The organism is Edaphobacter sp. HDX4 (assembly GCF_036877565.1).
GTDB lineage: Bacteria > Acidobacteriota > Terriglobia > Terriglobales > Acidobacteriaceae > Edaphobacter.
The window spans coordinates 16351-31921 of sequence record NZ_JAEDXW010000010.1 but is presented as its reverse complement, the minus strand read 5'-3'; the positions used below and the strand labels follow the sequence as shown (position 1 = coordinate 31921).

At 59.9% G+C, this 15571-nt stretch carries 9 protein-coding genes; 3 read left to right on the top strand and 6 right to left on the bottom strand.

Features of this window, described 5'->3' with window-relative positions:
* Positions 1-93: 93 nt before the first annotated feature.
* From pabB to JAO29_RS11215, 4 genes are all read right to left on the bottom strand, one after another.
* Positions 94-1995, bottom strand: a complete 1902-nt coding sequence (pabB, locus tag JAO29_RS11230) for an aminodeoxychorismate synthase component I (RefSeq protein ID WP_334268310.1) — start codon at positions 1993-1995, stop codon at positions 94-96.
* A gap of 67 nt (positions 1996-2062) precedes the next feature.
* On the bottom strand, positions 2063-4450 hold the full coding sequence (locus JAO29_RS11225; RefSeq protein ID WP_334268309.1) for a glycoside hydrolase family 2 protein: 2388 nt from the start codon (positions 4448-4450) through the stop codon (positions 2063-2065).
* 98 nt (positions 4451-4548) lie between these two features.
* Positions 4549-5913: a sigma-54-dependent transcriptional regulator gene (locus JAO29_RS11220; protein ID WP_334268308.1), complete on the bottom strand. Its 1365-nt coding sequence runs from the start codon at positions 5911-5913 to the stop codon at positions 4549-4551.
* Positions 5910-7154: a sensor histidine kinase gene (locus JAO29_RS11215; protein ID WP_334268307.1), complete on the bottom strand. Its 1245-nt coding sequence runs from the start codon at positions 7152-7154 to the stop codon at positions 5910-5912. The genes JAO29_RS11220 and JAO29_RS11215 overlap by 4 nt, the downstream gene beginning before the upstream one ends.
* Positions 7155-7467: 313 nt before the next feature.
* Here JAO29_RS11215 and JAO29_RS11210 point away from each other — a divergent pair, with 313 nt between their 5' ends.
* The 3 genes from JAO29_RS11210 to JAO29_RS11200 are packed head-to-tail and all read left to right on the top strand — an operon-like array spanning position 7468 to position 12940.
* On the top strand, positions 7468-8646 hold the full coding sequence (locus tag JAO29_RS11210; RefSeq protein ID WP_334268306.1) for a TolC family protein: 1179 nt from the start codon (positions 7468-7470) through the stop codon (positions 8644-8646).
* Positions 8643-9818, top strand: a complete 1176-nt coding sequence (locus tag JAO29_RS11205; RefSeq protein WP_334268305.1) for an efflux RND transporter periplasmic adaptor subunit — start codon at positions 8643-8645, stop codon at positions 9816-9818. The genes JAO29_RS11210 and JAO29_RS11205 overlap by 4 nt, the downstream gene beginning before the upstream one ends.
* Before the next feature lie 2 nt (positions 9819-9820).
* Positions 9821-12940 carry an efflux RND transporter permease subunit gene (locus JAO29_RS11200; protein WP_334268304.1) on the top strand — a complete coding sequence of 1040 codons (3120 nt, stop codon included), beginning with the start codon at positions 9821-9823 and terminating at the stop codon, positions 12938-12940.
* Between the two features lie 47 nt (positions 12941-12987).
* Here JAO29_RS11200 and JAO29_RS11195 read toward each other — a convergent pair whose 3' ends face one another.
* Together JAO29_RS11195 and JAO29_RS11190 are read right to left on the bottom strand one after the other, a co-directional pair.
* Positions 12988-14076, bottom strand: coding sequence for a P1 family peptidase (locus tag JAO29_RS11195; protein WP_334268303.1), 1089 nt, complete (start codon positions 14074-14076; stop codon positions 12988-12990).
* Between the two features lie 35 nt (positions 14077-14111).
* Complete coding sequence (locus JAO29_RS11190; RefSeq protein ID WP_334268302.1) at positions 14112-15563, bottom strand: sodium:solute symporter family protein; 1452 nt, start codon at positions 15561-15563, stop codon at positions 14112-14114.
* Positions 15564-15571 lie beyond the last annotated feature (8 nt).

Sequence of the window (15571 nt, the reverse complement as noted above, 5' to 3'; positions counted from 1 at the left end):
CCAGTGTTCCGGCAACCTCAAGCGCCTGAACGATCCATCATCATAAACCGAATGGATTCGCAGGCGATGTCATTCGAAGAATCCTGCTCTCGATCAACCAGGCTTCGTTTCGAAAAACAACGGCTCTGCCCCGGGCTCTGACGGAGTTATCTGCGATACCGGCCTGAGCCCGCGAACAGAGTTTCCCAGTAAGACAGACCGGGCGAGACTCAGGTCGCGGAGAGAAAGCGGGGCCTCTGCCGCATCTTCCCGGGTCTCGAGGATATGGCGGCGGAGCACTCCAGGGAGCACGCCAGCGGCGAGAGGCGGGGTAAGAAGCTGGTCGCCAAGGTTTACGAAGAGCGTAGTGATGGCTCCCTCGGTCAGCTCGTTCCGCTCGTTGAGAAAGAGGACCTCGTCGAAGCCGTCTTCGCGAGCACGCGCGTATTCCCGATCGTAGAGCTCGCGGAGGGTGGTCTTATGCCGCAAACGCAGGTCACGCGAGTTGATCCGGTGAGGAGAGATTCGAACGGCGAGCGGGGAGGTATCTTCGACAATCTCCGTGGAGGTCAAGGTGACGTCGCCGGAGTCTGCCAGAAGCAGGCGCACTCTGTACCGCTGTCCCAAGGTCAAAGTCGCTTGCAGTTGCCGAATCTGGGTTTCGACCGAGGCGCGGTCGAACGCGAAATCGAAGTAGGCAGCCGAGCCAGCGAGGCGATCAAGATGCAGCGAGAGAAGAGGCATGCTGTGGCCGTCAAAGAGCATCGTCTCAATGATCTGAAAGGGAGGCGAGGGACGAGTGAGGAAGGATGCCTTGAGCTGGCACTCGCGATACTCGGAGGCCGGGTCCGAGTCGGCGACGATGCCTCCGCCGACTCCCATGGTTGCCACCCTGTTATGCAGGACCAGGGTGCGGATGGCCACGCTGAAAGTGGCGTCGCCCGAAGGAGAGATGTGACCGATGGCGCCGGTGTAGATGCCCCGCGGATGACGTTCGAGCTGGCGGATGATCTGCATGGTGCGAATCTTGGGAGCTCCTGTGATGGAGCCGGAGGGAAAGATTGCGCGGGAGATGTCCCCGAAGGTGAGGCTGGGGGCAAGCTCTCCGGAGACAGTCGAGGTCATCTGGAGAAGCGTGCGATAGCGTTCGACGGAGAAGAGCTGATCGACCCGAACGGAACCCATGCTGCAGACTTTTCCAAGATCGTTGCGCAGCAGGTCGACGATCATGACGTGCTCGCTCCGATTCTTGGCATCCGACAACAGCCGCGCCGTCTGTTGCTGATCCTCGGCGAGATCGAGGCCACGCGACATCGTCCCTTTCATGGGTCGGGTGGTGATGCGGCCATCCTGAATGCGGAAGAAGAGCTCAGGAGAGAGAGAAAGAATGTGATGGCCCGCGGTATGGAGGAGCGCGCTGTAAGCGACCGGCTGCGCCTTGGCGAGGACCGCAAAGGATGAGGCCGCATCGTGCGGTACAGGCATGGTGACGGAGTCGGTGAAGTTGACCTGGTAGGTATCTCCGGCCTCAATGTAGCTCTTGATGGCGAGAATCTTTCGAGTGTAATCCTCTAGTGCGATGTCGAGCTTTGCATCCGACGCGAAGACATCAGGCGCCGTTGTCGAAGGCGCAGCCGGAGGATGAGCGCCGAGAAAGCTTCCTGCAGAGTGATCGAAGACGAATGGCTCCGCATAGGCTCCGAACCACGCGAGCGGCAAGTCGCCTGAGGATGGAGGGGAGAACGAGCCGAGGCTCGACCGTGGCTCCAGGAGATAGCCGCACTCGTAGCTGAGATAGCCCGCAAGGTGACGACCACGGCGGCGGGAGAGCTCCATCCATTCAAAGAGCGCATCCAGCTCTGCTGCCGTGTTCGCTGCGAAGACCTCTATCGGATCAAGGAAGAGATAGCTGTGACGGTTCTCATCATCGAAACGCGAAGTCTCGAGCAGCACAGCCTCAGGCGAGCTGGCAGCGAGTGCTCGAAGAGATTCGGGTAGATCCGTCCATGCAGCCATGAATGAACTTAATTCTTTCATGCCGGCGGCTGCGATTCGGTGTGGTAATCGGTCCGGTTCTGCGGGACTAAATTGCCTCCGGATGCGAAGGTGTGAGGGTGATGTTGATCTCCTGGGAACCCAGACGCGGATGGGCTGCGACGAGCCGCACCGCTCCTGGACGGTCGCCGGCGCGGATCCAGATCGCTCCGGTTCCGCCGATCAGGGCGAACGGATTGTCCCCGATCAGCTCTGCCGATCCCTCGAGTTTGAGGGTGATGGGATCGTTGGCATAGGTGCGGATGTTTCCGAACTGGTCGGTGACCCGCATGACCACGCGCGTGGTATCGGCCCCGTCGGCCACCAGGGAGGTGTCATCCGGCACCAGGGTGAATTTGCGATCAGCGCCACTGCCGGACATGCTCTTCGAGATGACCTGCTTTCCCTTGATGTATCCATCGATCCGGAGATCGCCCCAGGGAACGTGCTTGAGCTTCTCCCGGTCAAGGATGAACGGCGGATAGGTAAGATGCGCGAACTCTTCGCGGTCGGGATCAAGCTCCGCGATCTGCTTCCACGGAGCGTTCTCATCGTCGACGGGCCGCAGAAAGAACTTCAGGTGGTCGCAGTTGGAGCAGACGACTGCCCTGGTGAAGATGGTGGACTCATCACTGTTGGCCCAGTGGAAGGCAGGCTCGAGGACGATCTCTTCTGCGGGATCGCACTGCGACTTGTAGAAGCCGGCTGCCGGCTTTGGCTCGCGAAAGATGTCCGTGACGCCGTGATAGCAGATGCGATCGCCGGCACCGAAGTTCGCGTGCGTGTTGTAGTCGAAGGCGCACCAGCCGATGCCCCCGGCGTACTGGGGATCGGAGGCGAGCTGATTGTGAATGCGTGCGTGGCGCAGAGTATGTTCGCGCTGGCGCTCGTCGTCATCAGTGGTCTTGGTCGGGAAGGTGTGGCCGACGAACTCCGTATTGAGATAGCGCGGATGGTTGGGCTTTCGCAGAGGGAAGCCGAAGTCGTTGATGGTGAAGACGTCCTCGAGCAACTCTGACGATGCGAAGTTGCGGATGCCGCCGGTCTGCCGGGTGGGATCGAGTTGATGCGCCAGCTTGTCGGTGCGGGTGTAGAAGTCGTGATCGTCCGGAGACTCGTTGATGCGGACACCCCACAGGATGATGGACGGATGATTCCAGTCGCGACGGATCATGCGGCCGACGTTATCGATGGAGATCTGCTTCCAGGGCTCATCGCCGATGTGCTGCCAGCCGGGGATCTCTTCCAGAACGAGCAGGCCGATCTCATCGCAGCGGTCGAGGAAGTGACGTGACTGCGGGTAGTGCGAGGTACGCACGATGTTGCAGTGCAGGTGGCGACGAAGGATGTCAGCATCCCGCCTCTGTGCGCGTGCAGGCATCGCCTGGCCGACGAAGGGAAAGGTCTGGTGACGATCGAGGCCGCGCAGCTTGACGATCCTGCCGTTGAGCGAAAAGCCTTGAGGGGTGAAGGTGGCTTCGCGGAAGCCGACCCGACGCGTATCGGAATCGATAGCGTGACCGCCCGATAGGAGTTGAACATGCACGGTATAGAGGTTCGGATTCGCAAGATCCCACAGCTTGATTCCCGGCAACTGACCCAGCGTCAGGGTGTGCCGAGCAGGATCATCGACGGTTTGAGTGCTGGCATGCACAGGCGCGGAGGTCGCAGGATCAGACGTCGCGTTCGGATCGGGAGCTACGTTGTGAGAGACGTGAGCCGTCTGCTTTGCGACCGTACGATTGCCATCGCGCAGCTCAACCTCAAGGGTGAGATCGGACGCGTTGGAACCGGCAAGGAAGCAGTCGACCTCGATCGCCGGCGATGGCGAGAGAACGTCCTTCGTTCGGACAAAGATGTTATCCAGATACGTCTGCGGAACGATGCGAAGCGATACTTCCCGGTAGATGCCACCGAAGGTAAGGTAATCGATCTCGTTGCCGAAGGGCGGGATGTCGGCGCGCTCGGAAGAGTCGACGAAGACGGTGAGAACGTTTTCGCCAGTTCCCTTCAGGTGCGGCGTGAGGTCGAAGGAAAAGGGAGTGTACCCGCCCTTGTACTCTCCGAGCGATGTTCCATTGATCCAGACGGTCGATGCCGTCATAGCGCCTTCGAAGTCGAGGAAGACGCGCTTCCCTTTCGCCGATGCCGGAGTGCGAAAGCGGCGACGATAGGTGGAGACGAACTCATACTCCTTATCGTCGAAGCCGTGCCAGGGCAGGCGACGGTTGGTGTGCGGGATCACGACGCGCTCGAACACTGCATCGTTGAAGGCGGGGTCGTGTGCCTCGACGACCTGTCCGGCATGGAATCGCCATCCGCGGTTCAGGGGGAGAACGGTACGTTCGGGATTATTCTGCGCCAAAGCTTTCGTTGCAGGCAGTGCAGTGGCGGCAAGTAGCGTTCCGGTGGTTTTGATGAAGTCGCGTCGGTCCATGAAGGTGTTGAGAGCTCTCCAAAGCTAAGAGCATCGTAAGCATCTCCAGCCGATTTGTCACAGACGGGGGAAGGCGAACCAGCTACGGAGGAGGCAGCTTACTCGGTCGAAAGTCCGTACTTTTCCATGCGATAGATCAGGGTACGCCGGCTGATATCCAGATATTTTGCAGCCTTGGTCTGGTTCCCTTTTGCCTGCTCCAGGGCCCGCAGGATCAGCTCGCGCTCGACTGCCTCGAGACTCACGCCTTCTTCCGGAAGCTCAATCCAGAAAGCAGAGTTATCCGGCGGCACACGACGAATCTCTTCAGGGAGGTCGGCCTCGGTCACAAGATTCGACGAGCTGAGCACGAGCATTCGTTCCAGAACGTTTTCCAGCTCACGAACGTTGCCGGGCCAGCGATAGCGCGTGAGGTGCTGCACGACAGCGGACGAGAGCTCAATATCCGTCATGCCGTGGCGCTCTTTCGCCTTACCGAAGAGATGCTTCACCAGCTCCGGAATATCTTCTCTGCGCTCTCGCAAGGGCGGCAGCAGCAGGGGAACCACAGCCAGCCGGTAGTAAAGGTCTTCGCGGAAGGTCTGGTCTTCGATCATGGCCTGCAGATTGCGATGCGTCGCAGCCACGACACGAACATCAACCTTCTGAACCTCGGTCGCGCCGATCTTTGCTATCTCGCCCTGCTGCAAGACGCGAAGGAGCTTGACCTGGGCATCGAGGGGAAGCTCGCCGACCTCGTCGAGAAAGAGCGTGCCTCCATCAGCCAGCTCGATCTTGCCGGGCTTGGTCGTCACGGCACCGGTGAAAGCGCCGCGAGTGTACCCGAACAGCTCTGCCTCGACCAGCTCCTTTGGGATGGAACCGCAGTTGATAGTGACGAAGGGCGCGCTCTTACGCGGACTGTTGAAGTGAATGGCACGCGCCATCAGCTCCTTGCCGGTGCCGGTCTCGCCCTGGATAAGAACCGTGGTGTCGCGCTGTGCCACGCGCGATGCCTGATCGAGAACCCGCAACAGGCTCTTGGCGCGGCCGACGATCCCTTCGAAGCCGTATCTCTGGTCGAGAACAGAGCGCAGTGTCCTAACTTCCTCGAGAAGGTTCTGGCGCTCCATCGCACGATGCACGACGAGGACGAGCTCCTCGAAGTCCAGCGGCTTGGTGACGTAGTCGTATGCGCCCAGCTTCATGGCCTCGACGGCGGTCTCGACAGTGCCGAAGGCGGTCACGATGATCAACGTCGGTTGGATGTCGTCCGCTGCGATCCGGCGCATGAGCTCGAGGCCGCTGGTCGGCATCTTAAGATCGCTGATCACCAGCTGCGGGCGGGTCTGACGGATCAGCTCGTACGCCTCCGCTCCATCGGCGGCAAGCGCAACCTGGTAGCCCGCCTCCTCCAGCTGCATCTTCATCACGCTGCGGAGGCTGCTGTCGTCATCCACAACGAGGATCTGGCGCGAGTTCATCGGACACCGGCCATCTTCTGCGCACGCTCGAGCGGCAGGTTTAACCGGAAGGTCATTCCGCGATCAGGATTATTTTCGGCGCTCAGCAAACCGCCATGCTGTTCCACGATATTGGCGGCCACGGCGAGACCGAGGCCGGTACCGCTCTCCTTGGTGGTGAAAAAAGGCTCGAACATACGATCCAGCTCTTCGGGGGTCATGCCGCAACCCTCGTCGCGAATCTCCACACACAGTTCTGCATCTTCTGTGAATGCCTTCACGACGACACGGCCTCCGCCCTGGGTCGCCTGAATGGCGTTGAGAACGATATTCAGCAGGACCTGCTTCATCTGTTCTGCATCGCAGTCGACGAGAGGGAGCTGCCGAGGAAGATCATCGATAATGGCGACCTGTTGCCGGATCGCAGCATGGCGCGCCAGCACCGTAACCGACTCCACCAGAGCGCAGGGGTCAACACGCTGGTAACGCGGCAGGCGGGGCCTGGCAAAGTCGAGAAAGTTGGTCAGCAGTTTATTGAGCCGCTGCGATTCTTTCTCCAGGATCCCAAGACACTCCTGGCGGTTATCCGCAGAGGCATTGCCTCGCTTCAGAATTCCGGCCGCGCCGGAGATGCTTGCAAGCGGGTTGCGGATCTCGTGTGCCAGGCTTGCGGCCAACTGTCCGGCAGCAGACAGCCGCTCGGTCTTCTTCATCTTCTCCACGTTCTCTCGCAGCTCCGTGTAGACGTTTTCGAGCTCGCGCTTGGTGGACTCTACTCGCAGACGCTGCACGCGCTCGCGGTCCGCAAGCAGACCGGCGATGATGCCTGCGCTGCCAAAGATCGCCAGCTCCAGCAGCTGATCTTCGGCATCCATCGGCCAGCGCGTCCAGTGGCGCGCAATGATGGGGGATTCAATCAACAGCCCGAAGAGAAGGGCCTTTACCGCTCCACGCCAGCCAAACAACATCCCCGCCATCATGAAGGGCAGGAAGTTCAGATGATGCAATACGTTATGCAGGGCAATGGCACGGGGCGAGGTGAACCATGTTGTCAGAGCCACGGCGACGATCATCGTCGCGATCGCCGCCGCCTTCACGCGTGGCGTCCGCAGGATCGTCAAGGACCTGGAAAAGTGCCCCATCTCTTTATTTTCCCATGCTGGCGTCTGCGGCTGCTCCAGGAGAGGCGGAAGCCGCGTCACCGTCACGGATGACGAGAACCATGTATGCATCAGGGGAGCGAGATGCAATTGATCTTCCACTTCTTTGAGAGCGCAGACCTATGTATCCGCAGCAGCAGGCATCCTCCCGTGGACGATACGGGACAGTAGGCGAGGACGAAGTGTCCCAAATGGGACTATTTTCACCAAATCGTATGGATTTCTCCATGCCTGCTTTGGTCCTTGGATTGCATTTCCTCTCTATGTGCATCTGCGATGGTTCTTAATCGTTCTTCTGCTTTGTTTGCGTCCTGCTGCCGGCCAAGTGTCTGCTCCGCAGGCGGGTTCACTTCCCCAAGCGCCGTCTCCCTCTGAGCCTCCGCCGCCGCCCACCGCGACGGAGCAGACCTCGGCTGTGCCTTTCACGCTGGATAAAGCGCTGAAGATGGCAGAGCAAAACAGTCCACGGCTGCACGCGGCCAGCGCACTGGTCGATCGTGCTGCAGCAGCAACGATCACGGCACGCGCCTATACGAATCCGCAGGTGGAATACTTCGCTGGAAAACAGAGCGCACGTAACATCCGCACACCGGGTGTACCGGGCATCCTGCAGCACTATGCCGGATATCAGACGATCGAGGTTCCCAGCGAGCGCCGATCGCGGAGAAGGGTAGCCGATCTTGGACGAGTGGGTCAGAGCTTTGATCGTAACGCCGAGCTTCTGTCGCTAGCGGCAGACGTGAAGCACGCCTTCTATGAGGCTCTGAGATGGAAGCACGAAGTGGAACACGCCCGGGAGAATCTGGCGCTGGTCCAAGATCTCCGTAATCGAGTCGAGGTGGAGGTCAAGGTTGGCGAAAAGGGACGTCTTGAGCTGACGCGTGCCGAGGCCGAGTTGGCGAGAGCGACCTTTGCGGTACGAAGTGCACAGATCAACCTCGTGGATTCGATTGCCTCGTTGCGAGCAGTAATCGCGGCGCCGCCCGATGTACCCATTGACCCGCGTGGCGATATCGAGCCGCCGGTACATCTGGGCCCACTGGAAGAGCTTCGGGCTCTGGTCCTGAAGAATCATCCTGTGATCGCGGGCGCCAATGTAGCCATGGAGCAGGCAGAGGCAGAGCTTGACCATCAGCGTGCCCTGCGCGTGCCGCAGCCAACGTTTTATGGAGAGTGGGAGCGCCAGCCGGATCTGACCTTCTGGCGCGTTGGCGTCACCGTTCCTCTTCCTCTATGGGACCGTCGCCGTGGTCAGATCGCGGACTCTCAAGCCGTAATCCGACAGACCTCAGCAATCCGCAATCAGCGGCAGCTTGAGCTGACGGCCGCACTGGAGCGGGCCTACGAAAGTTATCAACTCGCCGATCAGCAGGCGAAGTCGCTGCAGGCCGGCTCGCTGCATGAAGCAGAGAGTGCGGTGGATGCGGCAAGAGCTGCATACAGATTTGGCGAGCGCGGCATCGTGGAAGTGCTGGACGCGCAGCGCGTGTTGCAGAGCGTTCGCGGCGATCTTCTGGACGCACAGTTTGCGCGTCAGTCCGCCCTCGTTGACCTTGAAGAACTTGGCGTAGTTGCCTCTGGAGAAAAGCATTGAAGACCGTAAAGCATACGAGCTCCCTGGCCGGCTGCGCGCTGGCATCCGTTGCTGCCCTTTTATTGACCGTCAGTGGATGCAAAAAGAACACGCCTCCCCCGGAAGTAAAGGCGGAGAGTGACCCCAGCGTCATATCGGTCAGTCCGGATCTTGCAAAACAACTGGTGATCGGCGAGCCGAAGATGCAGGAGGTGGCGGGATCCCTTCAGGTTGCCGCACGGATCGATACCGATGCCAGCCGCATTGCCCGAATCGGCTCACCGGTTGCGGGCCGCATCATCAAGCTCCTCGTGCTTGAGGGACAGTACGTGCATCGCGGCGAAGCACTTGCCACGCTGCACAGCACCGACCTCTCAGACACTCAGTTCTCCTTTATCAAGGCCTTCTCGCAGGAGAATCTGGCAGAACAGGCCACGAAACGTGCCGAACAACTGGTGAAGGCGGACGTGATGGGTCAGGCTGAGCTCGAGCGCCGCCGCGCAGAGCTGCTCCAGGCATCCACGGAAGCCGCCGCATTTCGGACCCAGCTCAGCGGACTGGGAATGTCCGATGCCGCCATACGCAAGCTCGAGGGAAGCCGCAAGCTCAACGCCGACTATCCCGTTCTGTCGACCATCAGCGGTACTGTGCTCGAGCGCAAAGTCACCATCGGCCAGATCGTGCAGCCCGCCGAGATCGCCTTCATGGTTGCCGATCTTTCCAATGTCTGGGTCATTGCCGATGTTCCCGAAGAGAGCTCCGGTCACCTGCATAAGGGAATGGAGGTCATCGTCAAAGTTCCCGCACTGCCTGACCAGACCCTTCACGGCAAGCTCTCTTACGTCTCACCCATCGTTGATCCTGTCACCCGCACGGTGCAGGTACGCATGGATCTCCCCAATCCGCATGGCATCTTCAAGCCTGCCATGCTCGCGGGCATGACCTTCATCGACGCATCCGAACGCAAGAATACAGTTCCATCAACAGCCGTGGTCCGTGAAGAGAACAAGGACTACGTCTTTGTGGAGATCGAACCGAGGAAGTACATGCTTCGCGAGGTCTCTCTCGGTCTCGAGAGCGGCGATAACCGCGTGCTGGAGAGTGGCGTAAGCCCTGGAGAAAAGATCGTTCTTGACGGTGCATTTCACCTGAACAATCAGCGCAAACAGAACGCGATCAAAGGAGGCGAGTAGCAATGCTCCAGTCCATCGTTCACGGTGCGCTGAAGCATCGCCTCGTTCTTGTCGTTATAGCGGTTGCACTGCTCGGTTTTGGCGTCAATGCCGCGCAGCATCTTTCGGTCGACGCCTTTCCTGATGTAACCAACATCCAGGTCCAGATCGCTACAGAGGCTCCGGGAAAGTCTCCGGAAGAGGTCGAACGTTTTATCACGATTCCGGTTGAGATCGCGATGACAGGCTTGCCCGGCATGACGGACATGCGTTCGCTCAACAAGCCCGGCCTGTCGCTGATCACGCTGGTATTTGAAGACGGCCGCAATCTTTATCTCGAAAGACAGATGGTCTCCGAGCGTCTGAACGAGCTGCGCGAGCGTATGCCCGAGGGCGTCACACCTATCCTGGGACCCATCACCAACGCACTCGGCGAGGTGTATCAGTACACGCTGGAGCGCCCGGAAGATGGCAAGCGACCCCTTACCAAAGAAGAGCTCACCGAGCGACGTACCGTGCAGGACTGGGTCGTTCGTCCCCTGCTGCGCTCGATATCCGGAGTCGCCGAGATCAACTCAACCGGCGGCTACGTCAAGCAGTACGAGACGCTGGTCGATCCACAGAAGCTTCGCTACTACAACCTGACCATCCAGGATGTCTGCAATGCGCTGGCGCGGAATAATGCCAACGCCGGCGGCGGAATCCTACCGCAACATGCGGAGCAGTATCTGATTCGCTCCGTAGGTCTCATTCGGGATCTGGACGACATTCGAGGCATCGTGCTGAAAGAGTCGGGCGGCACCCCGATATACATTCGAGATGTCGCGGACGTTCGCCTTGGTACCGCTGTTCGTCATGGCGCAATGATCAAGAACGGCTATACGGAGTCAGTCGGCGGCGTCGTTCTGATGATGTCCGGCGGCAATGCAAAGGAGATCGTCAGTCGCGTGAAGGCGCGGGTTGCCGAGATCAACTCCAAGCATATGATCCCGGGCGGCCTTCGCATCAAGCCGTACTACGATCGCTCGCAGCTTGTGGACGCTGCGATCCACACCGTCACTGAGGTTCTGGGCGAAGGTATCGTCTTCGTCATCATCGTGCTGGTTCTCTTTTTAGGAGACATCCGCTCCAGCCTGATCGTCAGTGCCACGCTGCTGGTCACGCCGCTGCTGACCTTCCTGGTGATGAACAAGGTCAATCTCTCAGCAAACCTTATGTCGCTGGGAGGCCTGGCGATTGCGATCGGCCTGATGGTCGACGGCTCCGTCGTCGTGGTGGAGAACGTCTTCGCGAAGCTTAGTCATGCGCGGCAACACGGCCATGAGATCAACTCGGAACAGGGCAGGATGCATGTCGTGCTGGACGCGGTCGGCGAGGTTGCAACGCCGGTCCTCTTCGGCGTGACGATCATCATTCTCGTCTTCCTTCCGCTGATGACGCTGGAGGGCATGGAGGGCAAGATGTTCGCGCCTCTGGCCTACACGATCGCCATCGCGCTCGGCATCTCGCTGCTTCTGTCGCTCACGCTGTCGCCCATACTCTGCAGCTACCTGCTTCGCGGAGGCTCCGAAGACGATACGTGGCTGGTGCGACGCATCCGTCGTCCTTACAACGCCATGCTCCAGTGGGCGCTCTCCCATCGCAAGACCACGGTGCTATCGGTCATAGGGCTCTTCATCTTTGCGCTCTGCCTCTTCCCATTCCTCGGGACCGCCTTTATCCCGGAGATGGCAGAAGGGACGCTTTCTCCCAATGCGGATCGTGTTCCCAACATCTCGCTCGATGAGTCGCTGCGAATGGAGATGGCCATGCAGAAGACCATGCTCACCGTGAAGGGCGTCGACAATGTCGTCTCGCGCGTGGGTCGTGGTGAGTCGCCTGCCGACCCGGCGGGGCCGAACGAAGCGGACGTGCTCGCCTCGCTTACCCCCATCGAGGATCGCCCAAGCGGCATGACGCAGGAGAAGATTGCCGATCAGATGCGCGACAAGCTTGCCTCCATCCCAGGCATCAACCTCGTCATGTCGCAGCCGATCTCCGACCGCGTAGACGAGATGGTCTCCGGCGTTCGCGCGGACGTTGCCGTCATGCTCTATGGAGACGATCTTGATGTCCTTGTGGAGAAGGCGCGAGAGATAGCCCGCGTTGCGAATACCATCCAGGGCACGCAGGATACGCGCGTCGACCGCGTTGGCGGACAGCAGTATCTCAACATCAACATCGACCGCCGTGCCATCGCGCGTTATGGCCTTAACGCCTCCGACGTAAACGACGTTATCGAAACAGCGATCGCAGGTAAGGCCACGACCGAGATCTACGAGGGTGAGCGGCGCTTTGAAGCAGTCGTTCGCCTGCCCCAGACGCTTCGTGACAGCGTTCCCGACATCAAGGAGCTGCAGATCAGCTCACCCGATGGCCCGCTGATCCCGCTCGATAACCTGGCGAAGGTCAGCGTGAAGGAGGGTCCGGCCCTCATCAACCGCAGCATGGGCAAGCGCCGCATCGTTGTCGGTGTGAACGTGCAGGATCGCGATCTCGGCGGGTTCGTGGCCGAACTGCAGCAGAAGGTGGACAAGCAGGTGAAGCTGCCCCCTGGCTATTACATCGAGTGGGGCGGCCAGTTCCACAACATGGAAAGAGCCATGCATCACCTGATGATCATCGTGCCGATTACTATCGCTGCGATCTTCTTCCTGCTCTTCGTTCTCTTCCAGTCGGTGCGGTTTGCTGCGTTGATCATCACCGTCCTTCCCTTGGCATCCATCGGGGGTGTGCTTGGACTCTTTGTCACGGGAGAGTATCTGTCGGTGCCCGCGTCCGTAGGCTTTATCGCGCTGTGGGGAATCGCGGTGCTCAACGGGGTCGTGCTGGTCTCATACATCCGCAAGCTGCGGGCTGAGGGCATGCCGCAGGACGAGGCGATTCGCGAAGGAGCCCGGCTGCGGTTCCGTCCCGTCATGATGACGGCCACGGTCGCCGCGCTCGGCCTTGTTCCCTTCCTCTTTGCCAAGGGTGCCGGTTCAGAGATCCAGCGTCCTCTTGCTATCGTCGTCATCGGCGGCTTGCTCAGTTCGACCCTTCTGACACTGATCCTGCTTCCGGTGGTCTACGCCACCTTCGAAGGCAAGCAACGGGACGCGTAACGCGTCCCGTTGTCTTCCACCTGAGAAGTGCGATCGACGCTTATCAGCTACGATCTGCCGACATAATCCTTGTATGCAGGCAAGCCCAGGTCCGGGAGACTGCTTGCCTGCATTGCAGCCCGCACAATAGCGCGAGACATTACGGTCGCGGCTATTGCACCGACTGCGGATACATCTGCCTTCACCTTGGTGGTTCCCGTCGACATGGCAAAGATGGTGTCACCGTCGCCCATGGTGTGCACTGGATTGATGGCACGCGCATAACCGTCGTGCGCCATCTGCGCGATCTTGGTCATCTGCGTCTTGTTGAAGGGAGCATTGGTCGCTACAATCCCGATCGTCGTATTGGCGGCGTTTTGCACTACGACGCGATAGCCCTTCAACATGGCATCCATGGAGTCGCGATATCCTTTGCCATCTTCGCTGCGGGCGCCGGCAACCACCTTCCCTGACTGCGGATTGATGACATCGCCGACTGCGTTGACCGCCACAAGAGCGGCGACAACGATTCCTGTGTCACCGACCTTCACGCTGGCCGTGCCGAGTCCCGACTTCATGGAGAACTTCGGTCCGAACATCTTCCCGATGGTTGCTCCCGCTCCTGCGCCAACGTTTCCTTCCGCAACGGGACCTGTAGTGGCAGCGACACAGGCCTTGTATCCATGCTCGTCGCCGGGACGGATCTTGAAGTCGCCCACGCCCAGGTCCATCAGGATGGCGGCCGGAACGATAGGCACTACACCCTTGCCAATCTTGTAGCCGAGATTATGCTCTTCGAGCCAGCGCACGACGCCAGTAGCTGCCGCAAGCCCGTAGGCGCTACCGCCGGAGAGCAGAATCGCCTGTACCTGCTGGACAGTATTGATGGGCGAGAGCAGATCCGTCTCCCGGGTTCCCGGCGCTGAACCGCGGACGTCGACTCCGGCAGTGGCTCCTTCTTCGCAGATCACAACCGTGCAGCCCGTCGGCCGTTCGCTGAGTGTGTGATGCCCAACCTTCAGACCCGGCACATCGGTCAGCGAGCCTCCCTCAGGGAGCGACAGCGGTTCTTTTGCCGCCGCGAACGCGGCTTCTGCAGGCAGCACCGCCGCCAAGGGGAGTCCAAGCAGGTTTCGAGCAAACTCACGACGCTTCATTAACAACCTCTCCCAGCCGAAACGCAGCTGTCTTTCTACAATACGGTTTCCTGAACCGAAGAAGCCTTCTGGGTCACGATCGAGGGAGCGAGGACACGGAACCCGATCATCACCAGAGCAGCGGTTGCGATGCCAATGGCCTGTGGCGAGAGAAGACCGACGCCTGAGCCGTGGGTGAGACGCACGGTCAACAAAGTAGCCGCCAGTGCAGCGAAGATGCTGCACAGAGCCGCGCGCGCGAGCACACGTCGTGAATAGAGACCCGCGAGCACTGGAACGAAGAGGGCCACGGCGATGAGTCCGTAGAAGATTGAGACTGCCTGAATGATGGAAGGCAGAACCGCAGCCAGCAGGATGCCCACGATACCTGCGCTTATCGAGGCCAGCCGGCTTACCCACAACATCTTCTGCTGCGAAACCTGGGGATTCAGGAAAGTCTTATAAAGATCCACCGCGAGCGAGGTAGACAGCATAAACAGGATGGCGTCCGTCGCGCTCAGCTCTGCGGAGAAGATGGAGGCGAGAGTCCAGACTCCCAGCCACTCCGGCAGCAGTGCCTTCATCGCGGCAGGAAGCGCAAGCTCAGGGTTTGCGAGATGAGGCATCGCGGCAAAGGCGCACAACCCGAGGACCGCCGGGACGAATGCAAAGATGGCCTGGCCCGCGGAGTTTAATCCAACTCCCACGCGCACCGTCTTCACGTCGCAGGCACCATAGACCTTCTGCACCAGGCCGGGAGAGATCATGAACGACGGCACAAGAATCGCAATCCAGGCGAGCAACTGCTTCGGTCCGGCTCCGGTGATGCTGAACAGTGCCGCCGTCTTGGCTTGGCTTCCTGTATTCGCCAATACGAGTTCGTGCACATGAGACCAACCGCCCAGAGCATGCAGCGCGAACGGAACCGCCAACAACAGGCCGGACATCGTCACGGCAAGCTCGAACATGTTGACGAAGGAGGAGGACATCATGCCGCCGGCCGTACAGTACACGATGGCCACGATGCCTCCGATCAGGCATCCCTCCCACTTCGGAATCGCTGCAACCGTATTGAGGATCCACGAGATCGCAATCAGCTGCCCTGCAAGGATGGCCAGCGCACCGAACCAGAAGAGGATCGCGATAACGGCCTTGACCGCTTTGTTGTAGCGAAACTCCAGGTAATCCTGCAGTGTTGCATGGCCGTGCTCCTTTGCAAGCACCCACAGCTTCGGACCGAGAAACTGCGAGAGCAGAAAGGTGCCGATGCAGGCGGAGCCAACCCACCACCACGCGGACATTCCCATCCTGTACCCGAGTCCCGTCGCTCCCACGGTCGAGCCTGCACCGATATTGGCCGCCAGGAAGGTCGCAAACAGGCGGCCGGTTCCCATGCTGCGGCCCGCAACGAGAAAATCCGCGGAGTTCTTGACCCTGCGGCTCATCAGGATGCCGAGCGCCATCAGGAAGATGGAATACAGCAGCAATGCGATGAGATAGATATTCATTCGTTCGG